General features: G+C 66.1%; 14 protein-coding genes and 1 riboswitch. Of the genes, 5 read left to right on the top strand and 9 right to left on the bottom strand.

Annotation, left to right across the window (positions count from 1 at the left end; genetic code table 11):
• Positions 1–61: 61 nt before the first annotated feature.
• Entirely contained in the window at positions 62–1480 is a 1419-nt protein-coding gene (locus tag ACSQ3Q_RS15795; protein ID WP_436135299.1) for an FAD-binding oxidoreductase, read from the bottom strand.
• 45 nt (positions 1481–1525) lie between these two features.
• The gene (locus tag ACSQ3Q_RS15790) at positions 1526–1981 is read right to left on the bottom strand and encodes a DUF2069 domain-containing protein (protein WP_436135298.1); all 456 of its coding nucleotides are present in this window, start codon (positions 1979–1981) and stop codon (positions 1526–1528) included.
• A 229-nt stretch (positions 1982–2210) separates the two neighbouring features.
• Here ACSQ3Q_RS15790 and ACSQ3Q_RS15785 point away from each other — a divergent pair, with 229 nt between their 5' ends.
• Positions 2211–3428, top strand: a complete 1218-nt coding sequence (locus ACSQ3Q_RS15785; RefSeq protein ID WP_436137012.1) for a YihY family inner membrane protein — start codon at positions 2211–2213, stop codon at positions 3426–3428.
• Between the two features lie 112 nt (positions 3429–3540).
• Here the strand turns inward: ACSQ3Q_RS15785 and ACSQ3Q_RS15780 are convergent, their stop codons facing one another.
• On the bottom strand, positions 3541–3879 hold the full coding sequence (locus tag ACSQ3Q_RS15780) for an Mpo1-like protein (RefSeq protein WP_436135297.1): 339 nt from the start codon (positions 3877–3879) through the stop codon (positions 3541–3543).
• 322 nt (positions 3880–4201) lie between these two features.
• Between ACSQ3Q_RS15780 and ACSQ3Q_RS15775 the strand changes: the two genes are divergently transcribed.
• Positions 4202–5494 carry a DUF418 domain-containing protein gene (locus ACSQ3Q_RS15775; protein WP_436135296.1) on the top strand — a complete coding sequence of 431 codons (1293 nt, stop codon included), beginning with the start codon at positions 4202–4204 and terminating at the stop codon, positions 5492–5494.
• 67 nt (positions 5495–5561) lie between these two features.
• Here ACSQ3Q_RS15775 and ACSQ3Q_RS15770 read toward each other — a convergent pair whose 3' ends face one another.
• Together ACSQ3Q_RS15770 and ACSQ3Q_RS15765 are read right to left on the bottom strand one after the other, a co-directional pair.
• Positions 5562–6380 carry an alpha/beta fold hydrolase gene (locus tag ACSQ3Q_RS15770; protein WP_436135295.1) on the bottom strand — a complete coding sequence of 273 codons (819 nt, stop codon included), beginning with the start codon at positions 6378–6380 and terminating at the stop codon, positions 5562–5564.
• 3 nt (positions 6381–6383) lie between these two features.
• Positions 6384–7694, bottom strand: a complete 1311-nt coding sequence (locus ACSQ3Q_RS15765) for an O-acetylhomoserine aminocarboxypropyltransferase (protein ID WP_436135294.1) — start codon at positions 7692–7694, stop codon at positions 6384–6386.
• A 110-nt stretch (positions 7695–7804) separates the two neighbouring features.
• On the opposite strand from ACSQ3Q_RS15765, the gene ACSQ3Q_RS15760 reads away from it, so the two are divergent.
• The 3 genes from ACSQ3Q_RS15760 (at position 7805) to ACSQ3Q_RS15750 (ending at position 11408) form a co-directional block, all read left to right on the top strand.
• Positions 7805–8254, top strand: coding sequence for a CBS domain-containing protein (locus tag ACSQ3Q_RS15760; protein WP_436135293.1), 450 nt, complete (start codon positions 7805–7807; stop codon positions 8252–8254).
• Positions 8255–8371: 117 nt separating this feature from the next.
• Entirely contained in the window at positions 8372–9469 is a 1098-nt protein-coding gene (aroC, locus tag ACSQ3Q_RS15755) for a chorismate synthase (protein WP_436135292.1), read from the top strand.
• A gap of 121 nt (positions 9470–9590) precedes the next feature.
• Entirely contained in the window at positions 9591–11408 is a 1818-nt protein-coding gene (locus tag ACSQ3Q_RS15750) for a bifunctional metallophosphatase/5'-nucleotidase (RefSeq protein WP_436135291.1), read from the top strand.
• Between the two features lie 61 nt (positions 11409–11469).
• Here the strand turns inward: ACSQ3Q_RS15750 and ACSQ3Q_RS15745 are convergent, their stop codons facing one another.
• From ACSQ3Q_RS15745 to ACSQ3Q_RS15730, 4 genes are all read right to left on the bottom strand, one after another.
• A complete protein-coding gene (locus ACSQ3Q_RS15745) occupies positions 11470–12372 on the bottom strand; it encodes a DMT family transporter (protein ID WP_436135290.1) in 903 nt (300 codons plus the stop codon).
• A 275-nt stretch (positions 12373–12647) separates the two neighbouring features.
• Positions 12648–13097 carry a transcriptional regulator NrdR gene (gene nrdR, locus ACSQ3Q_RS15740; protein ID WP_436135289.1) on the bottom strand — a complete coding sequence of 150 codons (450 nt, stop codon included), beginning with the start codon at positions 13095–13097 and terminating at the stop codon, positions 12648–12650.
• A 27-nt stretch (positions 13098–13124) separates the two neighbouring features.
• Positions 13125–14369, bottom strand: a complete 1245-nt coding sequence (gene glyA, locus ACSQ3Q_RS15735) for a serine hydroxymethyltransferase (RefSeq protein WP_436135288.1) — start codon at positions 14367–14369, stop codon at positions 13125–13127.
• 35 nt (positions 14370–14404) lie between these two features.
• A riboswitch (ZMP/ZTP riboswitch) is annotated at positions 14405–14554 on the bottom strand.
• A gap of 87 nt (positions 14555–14641) precedes the next feature.
• Positions 14642–15481 (bottom strand): lytic transglycosylase domain-containing protein, encoded by an 840-nt coding sequence (locus tag ACSQ3Q_RS15730; RefSeq protein WP_436135287.1) that lies wholly within the window; start codon positions 15479–15481, stop codon positions 14642–14644.
• Positions 15482–16178: the final 697 nt, after the last annotated feature.

Here is a 16178-nt window from a genome sequence, read left to right as displayed (position 1 = left end):
GGCGCTGCACGCGCCGTGATGCGCAAGTTTGGCCCGCCGGCTTTTATGCTTGCGGTAGGGCCTACGCCTGCAGCACCCGCCCAGGGTTCATGGTGCCCTGCGGGTCCAGCGCCTGCTTGATGGCGCGCATCATCGTCAGCGCCACAGGCGACTGGTATTTGGCGAGCTTGTCGGCCTTGAGCTCGCCGATGCCGTGCTCGGCCGAGAACGAGCCGCCGAACTCAGCCACGGCTTCATAGACCAAGTGGTTCACGTGGTCCTCATGCTCGCGCAGGAAGGCCTTGCTATCGCCCTCGGCCGGGGCCTGCACGTTGTAGTGCAGGTTGCCGTCGCCCAGGTGGCCAAAGTTGACCAGGCGCACGCCCGGGATCTCGCGCTGCAGCACCGCGTCGGTGTGCGCTACGAAGGCGGGGATGCGCGAGATCTGGATGGAAATGTCGTGCTTGATGTTCAGGCCTTCTTCGGCCTGCGCCAGCGGAATGCTCTCGCGGATATGCCACAGCTGGTGGGCCTGCGTGAGGTTCTCGGCCACCACGGCGTCGGTCACGCAGCCGGCTTCGAAGGCCGTTTCCAGCAGCGATTCAAAACGCGCGCGGGCGTGTGCTTCGGATTCGCTGTCGGAGTTCTCGAGCAACACGCACCAATGGGCATTCTCGTCGCCCAGAAACGGTACGCGCAGTTGTGGCATGTGTTTGCCCACCAGGCTCAACGCAAATTGGCCCATGACCTCAAAGCCCGTGAGGCCCGCGCCGAGCTGCTTGTGCGCCAGGCCCAGCAAGGTAACGGCCTGCTCCATCGACGGCACCGCGGCCCAGGCGGTGAGGTTGGCGGCGGCCTGGGGATAAAGCTTCATCGTCGCGGCTGTGATGATGCCCAGCGTGCCTTCGCTGCCGATGAACAGGTCGCGCAGGTCGTAGCCCGTGTTGTCCTTGCGCAGGCCCTTGAGGCCGTCCCACACCTCGCCCTGGGCAGTTACCACTTCGACACCCAGGCACAGGTCGCGCGCATTGCCGTAGCGCACGACCTGCGTGCCGCCTGCGTTGGTGGCCAGGTTGCCGCCGATGGTGCAGCTGCCCTCGGCCGCCAGCGACAGGGGGAACAACACGCCCGCGTTTTCTGCCACGTCCTGCAGGTTCTGCAGGATGCAGCCGGCTTCTACCGTCATGGTGAGGTTGTCGGTGTCCACGCTGCGCACGGCGTTCATGCGCGTGAGGCTCAGCACGATCTGCGTGCCCGAGCCATCGGGCGTCGAGCCTACGGCCAGGCCGGTGTTGCCGCCCTGCGGCACGATGGAGGTGCCCGCCGCCACGCAGGCCTTGACCACGGCGGCCACCTCGAGCGTGCTGGCAGGGCGCACCACGGCCAGCGCCTTGCCGCGCACGCGGCGGCGCCAGTCCTGCTCCCAGGCGGTCAGGTCGCCTTCGGTGATCACATGGGCGGCGCCAACGATGGCGCGCAGGGTGTCAAGCAAAGTGGTCATGGCAAGTGCCTTCTTGAATTCGGTGGGCGGGGGGGGCGGCGGGTGTCAGCCGGCCGGGGAGGCATCGTCTGCCGCTGCTGCAGCCGCCTTGGCGTTGCGCTGGCGCAGCCGCACGTGCAGCGTGCACGCGGTGAACAGCACCAGGCACAGGGCCACTTCGGTCCAGGCCAGCCATTGCGACGGGGGCTTGTCGCTCCAGCCGCGCACCACGCCTTCGATGAAATAGAGCCAGATCACCAGGCTGACCCATCGGTAGGTGTACATGCGGTTCTTGAGGATGCCGGCCAGCGGAATGCACAGCGGCAGCGCCTTGAGCGCCAGCCAGGACCCGCCGGGGCGCAGCGGCGCCAGCGCCAGCTCCCACGCCAGGCACAGGGCGATGAGGCCCAGCAGGCCGCCCGTGGCCACCCAGCGCGTGGCGGCGACGCGGTGGTCGAGCGGGGCAGGGGGGATGGAACTGTGGTGGGGAGGGGCGGAGGGGGCGGAAGGGGACGCGGTCATTGGGGTGGCATCATATCGGCCATGCCTTTTTCCCTAGAGCGTGCCATGCACTTTGACGTACCCGCGGTGGGCCCGATGGCCCTGGATGACAAGGCGCGGGCAGCAGCCACGGCCGGTGCCTGGTCCAGCACCGCAGCGCTGCGGGCGCCCGTGCTTGGATTTGTACTTTCGGGGGCGCTTCAAGGTGCATAGCGCGTTCCAGAAAGCCGCGTTGCGCATCGAAGCGCTGATGACCGAGCTGTCGCACTTCCCTTGGAAGACCACGGCACAAACGCTGCGCGAGCGGTTTCGGGAAGACCACCTGGGCCTCACGGCCAGCAGCCTCACCTTCACGACCGTTCTGGGGCTGGTGCCGTTTTTTACGGTGGCGCTGGCGGTGTTCACCGCGTTCCCAATATTCGGCAAGCTGCAGGACGCATTGCAGGGCTGGCTGGTGAGCAGTCTGGTGCCGGACAGCATCTCGCGCCAGGTGCTGGGCTACCTCAACCAGTTTGCGGCCAAGGCCAGCGGGTTGGGGGTGGCGGGCTTTTCGATCCTGCTGGCCACGGCGCTGGCGCTGATCCTCACCATTGACCGCACGCTCAACGACATCTGGCGCGTGCCAAGCCTGCGGCCGCTGGGGCAGCGGGTGCTGATTTACTGGGCGGCCATCACGCTCGGGCCCCTGCTGTTGGGGGGGAGCCTTGCGGTCACTTCGTACGTGATGTCGGCCTCGGGTGGCCTGGTGCGGCGCCTGCCAGACGGGGTGCATCTGCTTTTCGACTCGATCCAGTTTGTGGTGCTGGCCGGCGGCATGGCGTCGCTGTACCACTACGTGCCCAATACGCCGGTGAAATGGCGGCACGCCTGGACCGGCGGGCTGTTCGTGTCGGTGTGTATTGAGCTGGCGAAGAAGGTCCTTGCGCTGTACCTCAGCAGCGTGCCCACTTACTCGGTGGTGTACGGGACCTTCGCCACGCTGCCCATCTTGCTGGTGTGGATCTACGTGGCCTGGGTCATCGTGCTGCTGGGGGCGGTGGTCACCGCGTACCTGCCGAGCCTGCTGGCCGGTGTGGCGCGGCGCGGAACCGTGGCGGGGTGGACTTTTCAGCTGGCGGTCGAGGTGCTGCAGGAGCTGCACCGCGCACGCAGCCAGCCCATGAAAGGGCTGCGCCCAAGCCAGATCGCCCAGTTGCTGAGGGTGGACGTGCTGCAACTTGAGCCGGTGCTGGGCACGCTCAAAACCCTGGACTGGGTGGGCGAGGTGACGGACGCCGCCACGAGCGCGTCGGACGTGCCGGAGTCCCGCTACGTGCTGCTGGCCGACCCTGCACGCACGCTGTTGGCACCGCTGGTGCAAAAGCTGCTGCTGGAGCGCACGCACAGCCTGGGGCCCTTGTGGCAGCGGGCGGGGCTGGAGGCACTGCACGTGGCCGACGTGCTGGGCGACGACGGGACGGCGCGCTAAGAACACGTTCCAAGGGCCTGGGTGGCCTGCGCGGTCCATTTTTGCAGTTGCTATAAAATTAGTAGCTATAAGCGCCTGTCAATCAAGCGCTGGTGGCCAATTCGGCCTTGAATTAGAACGGCACCTTGCCCGTCCAGAGATCCTTGTACATCACCCAGTCGCCCATGAAGCTGTACAGCGGCCGCTTGAAGCTGGCCGGCTTGTTCTTCTCAAACCCGAAGTGCCCGACCCAGGCGAAGCCGTAGCCGCACAGCAGGCCGTACAGCAGGTACTGTGGCTTGCCCGTGGCCACCAGCATCGCCAGGCACAGCAGGGACAGCGTGGACCCCACAAAGTGCAGGCGCCGGCAGGTGCGGTTGCTGTGTTCGGTCAGGTAGAAGGGGTAGAACTCTGCAAAGCTCTTGAAGGTGCGGGGGTCGGTGGCGGTGGGGGGCGCGGCGCTGATGTCCATCGTTGTCTCCTGGGGATCGTGCGGCGTCTGGCGTGGTGGCGACCGCAGCATTTTTGAAATGTCGACTCGCCCTGGCTTTATACGCCCAGGCCGGCATGGGTGGCGTGCCGCGCGGGACAGGGGTTTTGCGCAGTGTTCGGGGCAGGGCGGTGGTGGGTCTGAATGACGACGCAAGGAATGGAATGAAAATGAGAAGTTGGATGGCAGAGATGGAACGATGCCCTCGAATGTGGTTGGGCAACGGGCGTGACGTCGCGACCGACCGCACGCCGATGCATGGCGCAGCAACGGCCACGGCAGCGGGGCCGCTCGTACCCGCCGCATGACCCTCGAGACCCATCACGCCGTGGACGCTACGCCCGTCGACTCCACCGCCACCACGGTCGCTGCGCCCAGCGCCCCGGCCCCCGGCCGTGAACACGCCATCGACGCACTGCGCGGCTTTGCGCTGCTGGGCATCCTCATGGTGAACGCTGGCAGTTTCGCCTCGACCTACTTCGGAGCCGGCGTGGTCGACCCGGCCTTCGCGCGGCCGGTGGACCAGGCGGTGCGCTGGTGCGTGGCCCTGCTTTTCGAGACCAAGTTTTACCTGCTTTTCTCGCTGCTGTTCGGCTACAGCTTTGCGCTGCAAATGGATTCAGCCCAGCGCGCCGGCAGTGCTTTCGTGCCGCGAATGCTGCGGCGCCTGGTCGGCCTCGCGCTGTTGGGGCTCGCCCATGCATGGCTGCTGTTTGCGGGCGACATCCTTGTGACGTATGCGCTGCTCGGTCTGGTGCTGCTGGTGGTGCGCAGGGTGCAGCCGGTCACTGCCGTGGCGCTGGCCATTGGGTTGCTGGGCGCGACCGCTGCGGGCTGGGGCCTGCTGGCCTGGTTGGTGGCGCAGATGCCGCCCATGGACCTGCCGGTGGCCGAGTTGCACGCCAAGGCGCAGCAGGCCGCACAGGCCTACCGTGCCAGTGCACTCGACGCCATCGCGCAGCGTGGGCGGGACATGGCCGAAGGCGTGTGGTTCGTACTGGTGTTTGTGCAGGGCCCGTGCGCGCTGGCGATGTTTCTGCTGGGGCTGGCCGCGCAGCGCTCGGGGTATCTGGCCCGGTTGGCGCAGCAGCCCGCGCAACTGGTGCGCTGGATGGCGTGCTGCCTGCCCATCGGCGCTGCGGGGGCACTGCTCTATGCTTCCACGCAGGACGGCACCCGCAGCGTGCAGCAGCCTGAGCATGTCGGGCTGGCCGGGTTGGCTGTGGACCTGGCCACGGCGCCGTTCCTCACCTTCGGCTACGTGGCGCTGCTGTTGTGGCTCCTGCAGCGGGGCCCGGCGGGCCGCCAGTTGGGTGCGGCGCTTGCGCCTGCGGGGCGCATGGCGCTGTCGAACTACCTGCTGCAGTCGCTGGTGGGTGCGGTGGTCTTCACGGCCTATGGCTTTGCGTTGGTGGGGCGGGTAGCACCGTGGCAGGCGGTGCTGGGGGTGCTAGCCCTGTACGCCGCCCAGCTGGTGCAGAGCCGCTCCTGGATGGCCGCCCATGCCCACGGCCCGGTGGAGTGGCTGCTGCGCGCCTTCACGCTCTGGCGCCGCCCCGCGTGGGGGCCAGTCCACGCCGACGGCCACAGACGTTAAACCGGGCGGCGACAGCGCAGCACAGCGCCGGCCGATCGCGCAGCGTGCCGCGTCGTGCCCCGCGCGTTCAGCGGGCCAGAAAGTCCCGCAGCGCGAACAGCGTTTCTTCCGGCGCTTCGGTCATCTGGTTGTGGCCCACCGGCAGCGGCGCGACCTGCACAGTGCGCCCGGCCGCGCGTGCAGCGGCGATCAAGCCCTGTGCCGCCTTGGGTGCCGTCATCTGGTCCTGTTCGCCCAGCGCAAACAGCACCGGGCAGGTGAGCTGCGCCATGGCCGCCTCGCCACCCGTGTAGCTGTCGCAGGCTACAAACCCGCGGTGGAACACATTGATGGCCGGATTGCTGCGCAGCACCTTGCGCCCCAGCGCCATGCCTGCGCCAAACACCCAGGTGCCCGGCCCCAAGGCTGAAGGCGGTGCCGCCAGCGTGCTGCGCGAGAACACGTTGACCATGCGCATGGCCCGTTCAGGATCGCTTTGCGAAGCTTCGATGAGCGCGGGCGATACCTTCATGGGGAACGCCGTGCCCACCAACACCAGGTGGCTGATGCGGTCCTTCAGGCGTGCGGCGGCTTCCATCGCGATGAGCGAGCCCCAGCTATGGCCCACCAGCGCCGCGCGCTGCACGCCGCCAGCATCGAGCAGCGCACCGATGAAGTCGGCAGCCTGCTCCACGGTGGCGGGCGCCTCGCCGCTGCTCTTGCAATGCCCGGGCAGGTCGATGGCCAGCACGTTCCAGCCGTGGTTGGCCATGTAGCGGCTTTGCAGCGCCCACACGCTGTGGTCGTTGAGCACGCCGTGGATAAAGACCACGGTAGGTTTGGCGGCATCGAAGGCCTTGCCGCCGGTGTAGCAGTAGGTGGCTGCGCCGTTGACTTGGACGTGCATGGGTCAGGCTCCTGCTTTCTCGGCGGCTTTTAATGCACGCTTGAGGTCGTCGATCAGGTCGTCTGCATCTTCAAGGCCGATGGACAGGCGGATCGTGCCCTGTGTGATGCCCGCGCCCGCCAGGGCCTCGTCGCTCATGCGGAAGTGGGTGGTACTGGCGGGGTGGATGACCAGGCTGCGGCAGTCGCCTACGTTGGCGAGGTGGCTGAACACCTTCAAGGTCTCGATGAACTTCTTGCCCTGCTCGCGGTTGCCCTTGAGATCAAAGCTGAACACCGACCCTGCGCCGCGCGGTAGCAGCTTTTGCGCGAGGGCGTGGCTTGGGTGCGATGCCAGCATCGGATGGCCTACGCGCGAGACAAACGGCTGTGCGGCCAAAAATTCGACCACTTTTTCGGTATTGCGCATGTGCTGCTGCATGCGCAGCGGCAGTGTCTCGATGCCTTGCAGGATGAGCCAGGCGGTGTGCGGGCTCATGCAGGCGCCAAAGTCGCGCAGCCCTTCGCGGCGTGCGCGCAGCAGGAAGGCGCCCACGGTGCTCTCTTCGGTGAACACCATGTTGTGAAAGCCGTCGTAGGGCTGGGTCAGCTCGGCGAATTTGCCCGCGGATCGGAGGCCGTCCCAGTCAAAGCTGCCGCCATCCACCACGATGCCGCCCACCACCGTGCCATGGCCCGAAAGGAACTTGGTGGCCGAGTGGTAGACCAGGTCCGCGCCGTGCTCGAACGGCTTCATGAGCCAGGGCGAGGTGAGGGTGGAGTCCACCAGCAGCGGCACGCCGGCCTCGTGCGCGAGGGCGCTTACGGTGGGGATGTCCAGCACGTCGAGGCCCGGGTTGCCCACGGTCTCACCAAAGAACAGCTTGGTGTTGGGGCGCACCGCAGCGCGCCAGCCGTCGATGTCGCCAGGTTTGACGAAGGTGGTCTCGATGCCAAAACGCGAGAGCGTGTAGTGCAGCAGGTTCTGAGAGCCGCCGTACAGCGCCGTGCTGGCCACAATGTGGCTGCCCGCGCCCATGATCGTGGCGATGGCCAGGTGCAGCGCGGCCTGGCCGCTGGCGGTGGCGATGGATCCCACGCCGCCTTCCAGCGCGGCCACGCGCTGCTCAAGCACAGCATTGGTGGGGTTGCTGATGCGGCTGTACACATGCCCGCCGCGCTCCAGGTTGAACAGCGATGCCGCGTGGTCGCTCGATTCGAAGACGAACGACGTGGTCAGGTGGATTGGGGTGGCGCGTGCGCCGGTGGCGGGGTCGGGGCTCGCCCCCGCGTGCAAGGCCAGCGTGTCAAAGCCGGGGTCGGAATAACCAGGCATCCGGGTGTCTCCCATGTTGTCAGTTCAGCCGGGCATTGTGGGCTATATTTGCTGGCAGACCGCCTGCAGCGCACGCCGCGCCCTTCTCGTTTTCTCGGAGACACAGCACCATGAAAGTCAGCGACATCCTTCGCGTCAAGGGCAACACCCTGTACACCGTCACGCCCGAGGAGCCGCTGGCCAACGCTGTGGACCTGATGGCCGAGCGCGACATCGGATCGCTGGTGGTGATGGAGCTGGGCGATCTGGTGGGCATGCTCACCTTCCGCGAGGTGATCCAGGCCATCGTGAAAAACGGTGGCAGCGTGGGCAACATGCAGGTGCGGTCGGCCATGGACGATGCGCCGCTGACCTGCACGCTTGAAACCGAAATGGACGAAGTGCGCCGCATGATGCTGGACCGCCACGCGCGCTACATGCCCGTGATGGACCGCAAGATGCTCATGGGCGTGATCAGCTTCTACGACGTGGCCAAGGCCGTGGTGGACAGCCAGAACTTCGAGAACAAGATGCTCAAGGCCTATATCCGCGACTGGCCGGAAGACGAGTCGGGGGGCTAGGCGGGCACTTCCCCTGGGACGGTTCGCGTGAACCTTTGCCAGTCGACGGATTGTGTCGCGGGCAAGGCAGGCACCGCCAGCGTGGCGGCCATCGTCGCTCTGGGATAATCCTGCGCCATGAGCGGCAATACTATCGGAACCCTATTCGCAGTCACCAACTTCGGTGAATCCCACGGCCCAGCCATTGGCTGCGTGATCGACGGTTGCCCGCCCGGCATGCCGCTTACCGAGGCAGACATCCAGGCCGACCTGGACCGGCGCCGCCCGGGCACGAGCCGGCATGTCACGCAGCGCAACGAGCCCGACGCCGTGGAGATCCTCTCTGGCGTGTACGAGGGCAAGACCACCGGCACGCCCATCGCCCTGCTGATCCGCAACACCGACCAGCGCAGCAAGGACTACAGCAACATTGCCGAGAGCTTCCGCCCCGGCCATGCCGACTACACCTACTGGCACAAATACGGCATCCGTGACCCGCGTGGTGGCGGCCGCTCTTCGGCCCGCCTCACCGCGCCCACGGTGGCCGCGGGCGCGGTGGCCAAGAAGTGGCTGGCCCAGCAGTACGGCGCACAGTTCCGTGCCTGCATGACGCAGCTGGGCGAACTGTCCATCCCGTTCGAGAGCTGGGACCATGTGCGCAGCAACCCCTTCTTCGCCCCTGTGGCCGACGTGCAGCAGTACGAGGACTACATGGACGCGCTGCGCAAGGCCGGTGACTCGTGCGGCGCGCGCATCCGTGTGCAGGCCACCGGTGTGCCCGTGGGCCTGGGCGAACCGCTCTACGACAAGCTCGACGCCGACATCGCCCACGCCATGATGGGGCTGAACGCCGTCAAGGGCGTGGAGATTGGTGCCGGCTTTGCCAGCGTGGGCCACCGGGGCACGATGCATGGCGATTCGATGACGCCCCAGGGCTTTCGCACCAACAACGCCGGTGGCGTGCTGGGCGGCATCAGCACCGGGCAGGACCTGGAGGTGAGCATTGCGATCAAGCCGACCAGTTCCATCATCAGCCCGCGTGAATCCATCGACGTGCATGGCAAAAGCACCGAGGTCATCACCAAGGGCCGCCACGACCCCTGCGTGGGAATCCGCGCTGCGCCGATTGCCGAGGCGCTGCTGGCGTTGGTGGTGATGGAGCATGCACTGCGCCACCGCGCGCAGTGCGGCGACGTGGCGCAGCCCGTGCCACCCATCCAGGCATCTTTTCTGTAGCCGTTGCAAAGCGCTGCGGGCCTGGCCTGCGCGCTGGAGGGCAGGACGGCGATGGCGGGGCGTGCAGCGGTGATGCGCGCCCTTTTTTTTTTGGTCGAGCACGGCACTGACGGGGCACTTCATGCGCAGGTTGTTGGCACAGACATCATTGGTGGGTCTACGGCGGGCGCGCAGCGCCGCCTGGGTGGCCCTGGGAGCCGCCGGCATTGTTCTGGCGGGCTGCGGCACGCCCGCCGCGCCGTCGCCCGGGGAGGCTGTGCCCGCGCACCTCGACATCACGCTGATTGGCTTCAACGATCTGCACGGCAACATGGAGCCACCCCGCATGGCGCACACGGTGCAGACCCCGTCGGGACCCGTGGCTGTGCCGGCAGGAGGCATGGCCTATTTCGCAAGCGCCATCGCCGCGCTCAAGGCGCGCGGGCCGCACCATGCCGTGGTGTCCGCGGGCGACATGGTGGGCGCGTCGCCGCTGGTGTCTTCGCTCTTCCTGGATGAACCGACCATCGAGGCAGTCAACGAGATGCACATCGACTTCAACGCGGTGGGCAACCACGAGTTCGACCGCGGCTGGCGCGAGCTGCTGCGCCTGCAGCATGGCGGCTGCGAGAAGTTCACCACCCGCCAGCCGTGCCAGATCAGCCAGCCCTTCGCAGGGGCGCGCTTTGGTTTTCTGGCCGCCAACACCGTGCGCGTGGAAGACGGGCGTACGCTGCTGCCCGCCACGGGGCTCAAACGCTTCACGCAGGGCGGCGCCACGGTCACGCTAGGCGTGATCGGGCTCACGCTGCAGGCCACGCCCACGATGGTGAGCCCGTCAGGCGTGGCGGGCCTGCGCTTTGAGGACGAGGCGGCCACCGCCAACGCGCTGATTCCCCAGCTTCGCGCCCAGGGCGCCGACGTGATCGCGGTCGTCATCCATGAGGGCGGCAACACCACCGCAGGCGTGCAAGAGACAAGCTGCGCCGGGCTCTCCGGCGACATCGTTCCCATCCTGGAGCGCCTGGACCCGGCCGTGGATGTCGTCGTGTCGGGCCACACCCACCAGGCCTACGTGTGCGACTACAGCCGCGTGAACCCGGCCAAGCCGTTCCTGCTGACCAGTGCGGGCCAATATGGAACCCTGCTCACCGACATACAGCTGCGCGTGGACACCCGCACGCGCCGCGTGGTGAGCAAGACCGCGCGCAACGTCATCGTGCAGGGCGAAGCCTTCACGGGCAGCCAGGGGCGTGTGCCCATGACGGCGGCGGTGCCGGCTTTTGGCGCCGATCCGAAGGTGCAGAAGATCATCGACACCTACCGTGCCGCCGCCGTGCCGCTGGCGCAGCGCCCGATGGGCCAGGCCGTGGCGCCGCTGCGGCGGCGGTTGACGCCGTCGCTGGAAAGCGCCTTGGGCAACTTGGTCGCTGATGCCCAGCTTGAGGCCACCCGCGCGGCAGAAAGCGGCGGGGCGCAGCTGTCGCTGATGAACCCGGGCGGCTTGCGCGCAGACCTGGTGCCTGATGAGCAGGGTGTGGTGCGTTACGGGCAGCTGTTTGCGGTGCAGCCCTTCGGCAACCAGCTGGTGGTAAAGACTTTGACCGGCGCGCAGATAAAGGCGGCGCTGGAGCAGCAGTTTGCGAGCGGTGGCAACACCGTGCAGCGGCCCCGCGTGCTGTCGGTGTCCCGCGGCTTCTCCTATCAGTTCGACCTGTCAGAGCCCGCAGGTGCGCGCATCAGCCGCATGGTGCTGCACGGCGTGCCACTGCAGGGTGACACGCCAGTGCGCGTCGTGATGAGCAGTTACCTCGACAGCGGCGGCGACAACTTCACGGCGCTGACCGAAGGGCGTGACCGCCTGGTGGGTGGGCTGGATCTGGATGCGCTCGAAGCCTACTTCCGCACGCACAGCCCGGTGGCACTGCCTGCGACCGACCGCATCACTGGGGCGCGTTGAGCATGGAGCGTCGAACGTGGGCTGTGGGCCGGGCGAGGGGGCGTTGTAGCTGCGGGCCGAGCTACTCCTTGCCCGGCCGCAGTGCCGCCAGCCAGCGCAGCGGGTTGAACCCCGTGACCAGGCCTGTAGCCACCAGCACCAGCGCGCCGCCCCAGACCATGCCCGGGCCCAGTGCCTCGCCCAGGAACACATGGCCCCATGCCACGCCAAACAGCGGGATCATGAAGGCCGAGCTCATGGCCGCCACCGGCGACACCTGCGCCAGCACGCGCAGGTTGAGCCAGTACGCGAGGCCCGAGGTGACGACGCCCATCACCGCCACCGCCGCCAGGGCGCCGGGGGTGAATCGGGCGTCGGGCAGGCTCCAGGCCGCGCCCGGCAACAGCAGCACCAGCGCGGCGGCATGGATGCCGGCGGCAATGGCGAGCGGCGACATGCGCGTGGTGGCGCGCTTCATCCACGTGGTCGAAACGCCGTAGCAAGCCGACGCGGTGACGCAGGCCAGCGCCGCGGTCAGCAGGGCGGGCGTGGGCTCCACGGGGCCGAGCTGCACGATCAGCGCCACCCCCGCAAAGCCGCAAATGCAGCCCAGCCATTTGCGCAGGCTCAGCGTGTCTTCCTTCATCCACGCGGCGGCCAGCACGCCAAACGGAACCGCCATGGTGTTGAGCAGCGAGCTGTAGCCCGCTGGCAAGTGCAGGGCGGCCCAGGCGTACAGCAGGAAGGGCAGGGCTACCGTCAGCGTGCCCAGCCCGAACAGCTCGCGCCAATGGCGCCACGGCCACGATTCGCCGGCCACCCGCATGATGCCGATCAGCGTGAGCGTGGCCAGCCCGATGCGCAACGCGGCCATCACATTGGGGCCCAGCACCGGGCTCGCGATGCGGATGAAGAGGAAGGAGGCGCCCCACAGGGCAGACAGCAGCACGAGCTGCAGGAAGTGGCGGGATTTCACCGGACGCATTGTCGGGCAGCGTGGGGGTGCCGGCTGCTCCCCAGGCGTCAGGTTAAGGGAGAAAATGGCCGCTAGCGCTTGAGGTATAAGCGCTTGTAGCTATTGAATTAATAGCAGTTTAAGGCCGGAAAATTTGTAGGCAGTGGGGGCCATGGAGTTGCCCGCAGACGCCTCGCTGCCGCGCACATCCATGCCTTGCTACGAAATATGTAGCTATAAGCGCTTGCTGAATAAGCGCTTGGCAGCATTTCGATGCGTATTTTTGGGTTTGGGCGGCCTTGGGCCTACTTGCGCACCTCGTCCACCATGGCCCGGAAGTCGTCGATGTCCTCGAAGCTGCGGTACACGCTGGCAAAACGGATGTAGGCCACCTTGTCGAGTTTCTTCAGCTCGCGCATCACGAGTTCGCCGATGCGCGCGGACATGACTTCTCGCTGACCCAGGTTGAGCAGCTTTTCCTCGATGCGCTCGATGGCGCTGTCGATCTGGGTGGTGCTCACCGGGCGCTTGCGCAGCGCCAGGTTGAACGAGCCCTGCAGCTTGCCGCGCTCGTACTCGATGCGCCGGCCGTCCTTTTTCACGATGGCCGGAAAGCTCACTTCCGGCCGCTCGTAGGTCGTAAAGCGCTTGTCGCAGGCGCCGCACTGGCGGCGGCGCCGGATGAAGTCCCCTTCTTCAGACACCCGCGTTTCGACGACTTGCGTTTCGAGGTGGCTGCAGAAGGGACACTTCATGGGAGCTGATGGGCCGGGGTCAGTGGATTAACGGTAGACAGGGAAGCGGGCGGTCAGGGCGTTGACCTTCTCGCGCACGGCGGCGATGTTGGCTTCGTCGCGCGGGTTGTCCAACACGTCGGCGATCAGGTTGGCCGTGATGCGCGCTTCTTCTTCCTTGAAGCCGCGCGTGGTCATGGCCGGGGTGCCGATGCGCACGCCGCTGGTCACCATCGGCTTTTCAGGGTCGTTGGGGATTGCGTTCTTATTGATGGTCATGTGGGCGGCGCCCAGCACGGCCTCGGCTTCCTTGCCGGTGATGCCCTTGGCGCGCAGGTCGACCAGCATCACGTGGCTTTGCGTGCCGCCGGAAACGATGCGCAGGCCGCGTGCGGTCAGCGTCTCGGCCACCACCTTGGCGTTCTTCACCACTTGTTCCTGGTAGGCCTTGAAGTCGGGCTGCAGGGCTTCCTTGAAGGCGACGGCCTTGGCCGCGATCACGTGCATCAGCGGGCCGCCTTGCAGGCCGGGGAAGATGGCGCTGTTGATGGCCTTCTCATGCTCGGCCTTCATCAGGATGATGCCGCCGCGCGGGCCGCGCAGGCTCTTGTGCGTGGTGCTGGTCACGACGTCGGCGTGGGGCACGGGGTTGGGGTACACACCGGCGGCAATCAGGCCGGCGTAGTGGGCCATGTCCACCATGAAGATCGCGCCCACGTCCTTGGCCACCTTGGCAAAACGTGCGAAGTCGATGTGCAGGCTGTAGGCCGACGCACCGGCGATGATCAGCTTGGGCTTGGTTTCGTGCGCCTTCTTTTCCATCGCGTCGTAGTCGATAGCTTCGTTGGCATCGAGGCCGTAGGAGACCACGTTGAACCACTTGCCCGACATGTTCAGCGGCATGCCGTGCGTCAGGTGGCCGCCTTCGGCCAGGCTCATGCCCATGATGGTGTCGCCGGGCTTGAGGAAGGCCAGGAACACGGCCTCGTTGGCCGAGGCGCCGCAGTGGGGCTGCACGTTGGCCGCGTCGGCACCGAAGATCTTCTTGACGCGGTCGATGGCCAGTTGCTCGGCCACGTCCACGTGCTCGCAGCCACCGTAGTAGCGCTTGCCGGGGTAGCCTTCGGCGTACTTGTTGGTCAGCTGGGTGCCCTGCGCCCACATCACGGCGGGGGAGGCGTAGTTCTCGCTGGCGATCAGCTCGATGTGGTGCTCTTGCCGGGCGTTTTCGGCCTGGATGGCGGCAAACAGCTCAGGGTCGGCTTGTTCTACAAGAATATTGCGGTCGTACATGATTGGCAGTCCTATGAACTTGTGTCCCTTGAAACAAGGGCTGCCCAGGCGAACGGCGGAACGCAGAAATTTCGTTTCCTGCGGCACGCTCCCCAGTGGTTCACAAGAGGCAAGCCCTTGCTGGTTTCCACGTCAGCGGCAGCACCTTGAGGGCACCGCGCCTATCGCCAGTTGCGTACCCCGCTAGTGTAGCTGACCCCGGCGAGTGCCCCATATCCCTGGTGGGCGGGTTGCACGTCCCGCTAAAGGCCGGCGGGAGAGGGGAATACGGTTCAGAGGGCGGAGAGCAGCGCCACTTTTTCAGCGTTGGTAGTTGCTGGTGCGGCAGGCGGAGCAGCCACGGGCACCATCTGGGCCGGTGCCTGGGTCGACAGCATGGGCGGAGCCGTGGGCATCGAGCGGCCACCGGCCACCTGGCGCAGGCGGAAATGCTCGGCCATCACCTTGGCGGCGTAGCCACCGTCATCGGCCAGGTTGGCAGCGCCCACGTAAAAGCGCAAACCACCTTCGACAGAGCCGGCGCGTGCAATGCACTCCTGCAGCACCTTCACGCCCACCCGCAGGTTGGTCACGGGATCGAACGCCGCAAAGTGGCCGCCGAAGTTCTGGTACTTGTCGGTGTGGATATTGGTCATCACCTGCATCAGGCCCTGCGCACCCACCGCGCTTTGCGCAAACGGGTTGAAGCTCGATTCGATGGCCATGATCGCCAGGATCAGGGTGGGGTCGATCTTGGCGCGTGCGCCAATGTCGTAGGCCTCGGCCACCAGCACGGCCAGTGGCTCGGGCGCCACGCGGTACTTCTTGCTCAGCCAGAAGGCCACCGCGGCTTGCTCTTTGGGCAGGTCCTTGGGGTTTCCGGCGGTGGCACGCTCGCTGGCTTCTGGCTCGATGGGCATGCCGACGACTTCGACCTGCCGCGCCTGCAGCCAATTCATGAGTTCTTCTTCACCCGCCTGGCGCAGATCGGGCCGAGCGGTGAGGGCGATGGCCACAAAGGCCACAGCCAGGCCCAAAAGGGCGAAGCTGTTGTGGGTGATCTCAAGAAAACCTTCGGTCACGTCGGCCGCGAAGGTTCGCACGCCGGAGACTATTTTTCCTGACGCTGTCATAGCTCTTCCTTTCTGAAGCGGGGCAGGGAGGCGAGGCAGTCAGCAGGAAACTGAGACTGCGCCTTTCCCGGCAACGCCTGGATTGGTACGCCATCAAGCCGGGCAGCACCGTGGGGAAGTGCTTTGCGCCCTGGTTCGACTTAGCCGGGTTCGGCAGCGGGTTGGGGTTTTTACTAGCCCGTTTTGGGGCTGGCGGATTCTAGAAGTTCACTTAATACATAGTCAATACTAACAATTACGTTTGTTAGATTGATAAGTTGTTAAAAACATGTGGAAAATCACAGTTTTTGGGGTCTTGGTTTGCGCAATGGCCTGATACGGAGGCTTGCGTTGTTACAAGCGCATGTCAAATTCAATCGGGCGTGATCCTGTCATTGACAATGCCGTTTGAGTTCGCGGTGCGAGTTTGATAAGGTGCAGTTGCCTGTACTTTTCAGGCATCGCCAGACGAAGCCAAGTCTCCCGCCGAGGGCATACAGTGCCACGGTGCAGCAGATGCGGCTTCTACGGCAACCCCCTGGAGGCAATCCCTTGCCTCCCCGCCTTGCGGACCTTTATCTCCGCATTGCGACCGATGGCAAAGACCGTTGTGTCAGCCGTCAAGCCCGGCAGGCAGGCCTCAAGGCACTGTCCGCCGGGCTTTCTTATTGGTGCGGCACAAAGGGCGTTTGCAGAGTACCGGGCGCACCCAACTGAA

The sequence above is a fragment of the Acidovorax sp. LjRoot129 genome (assembly GCF_964253765.1).
Classification (GTDB): domain Bacteria; phylum Pseudomonadota; class Gammaproteobacteria; order Burkholderiales; family Burkholderiaceae_C; genus Acidovorax.
The sequence above is the reverse complement of the archived record's forward strand: the minus strand, read 5'-3'. Positions and strand labels throughout refer to the sequence as shown.

Coding starts and splice junctions, on each gene's coding strand:
- ACSQ3Q_RS15795 (WP_436135299.1), bottom strand. CDS start 1,480: ATGACCACTTTGCTTGACACCCTGCGCGCCATCGTTGGCGCCGCCCAT.
- ACSQ3Q_RS15790 (WP_436135298.1), bottom strand. CDS start 1,981: ATGACCGCGTCCCCTTCCGCCCCCTCCGCCCCTCCCCACCACAGTTCC.
- ACSQ3Q_RS15785 (WP_436137012.1), top strand. CDS start 2,211: ATGACCGAGCTGTCGCACTTCCCTTGGAAGACCACGGCACAAACGCTG.
- ACSQ3Q_RS15780 (WP_436135297.1), bottom strand. CDS start 3,879: ATGGACATCAGCGCCGCGCCCCCCACCGCCACCGACCCCCGCACCTTC.
- ACSQ3Q_RS15775 (WP_436135296.1), top strand. CDS start 4,202: ATGACCCTCGAGACCCATCACGCCGTGGACGCTACGCCCGTCGACTCC.
- ACSQ3Q_RS15770 (WP_436135295.1), bottom strand. CDS start 6,380: ATGCACGTCCAAGTCAACGGCGCAGCCACCTACTGCTACACCGGCGGC.
- ACSQ3Q_RS15765 (WP_436135294.1), bottom strand. CDS start 7,694: ATGCCTGGTTATTCCGACCCCGGCTTTGACACGCTGGCCTTGCACGCG.
- ACSQ3Q_RS15760 (WP_436135293.1), top strand. CDS start 7,805: ATGAAAGTCAGCGACATCCTTCGCGTCAAGGGCAACACCCTGTACACC.
- aroC (WP_436135292.1), top strand. CDS start 8,372: ATGAGCGGCAATACTATCGGAACCCTATTCGCAGTCACCAACTTCGGT.
- ACSQ3Q_RS15750 (WP_436135291.1), top strand. CDS start 9,591: ATGCGCAGGTTGTTGGCACAGACATCATTGGTGGGTCTACGGCGGGCG.
- ACSQ3Q_RS15745 (WP_436135290.1), bottom strand. CDS start 12,372: ATGCGTCCGGTGAAATCCCGCCACTTCCTGCAGCTCGTGCTGCTGTCT.
- nrdR (WP_436135289.1), bottom strand. CDS start 13,097: ATGAAGTGTCCCTTCTGCAGCCACCTCGAAACGCAAGTCGTCGAAACG.
- glyA (WP_436135288.1), bottom strand. CDS start 14,369: ATGTACGACCGCAATATTCTTGTAGAACAAGCCGACCCTGAGCTGTTT.
- ACSQ3Q_RS15730 (WP_436135287.1), bottom strand. CDS start 15,481: ATGACAGCGTCAGGAAAAATAGTCTCCGGCGTGCGAACCTTCGCGGCC.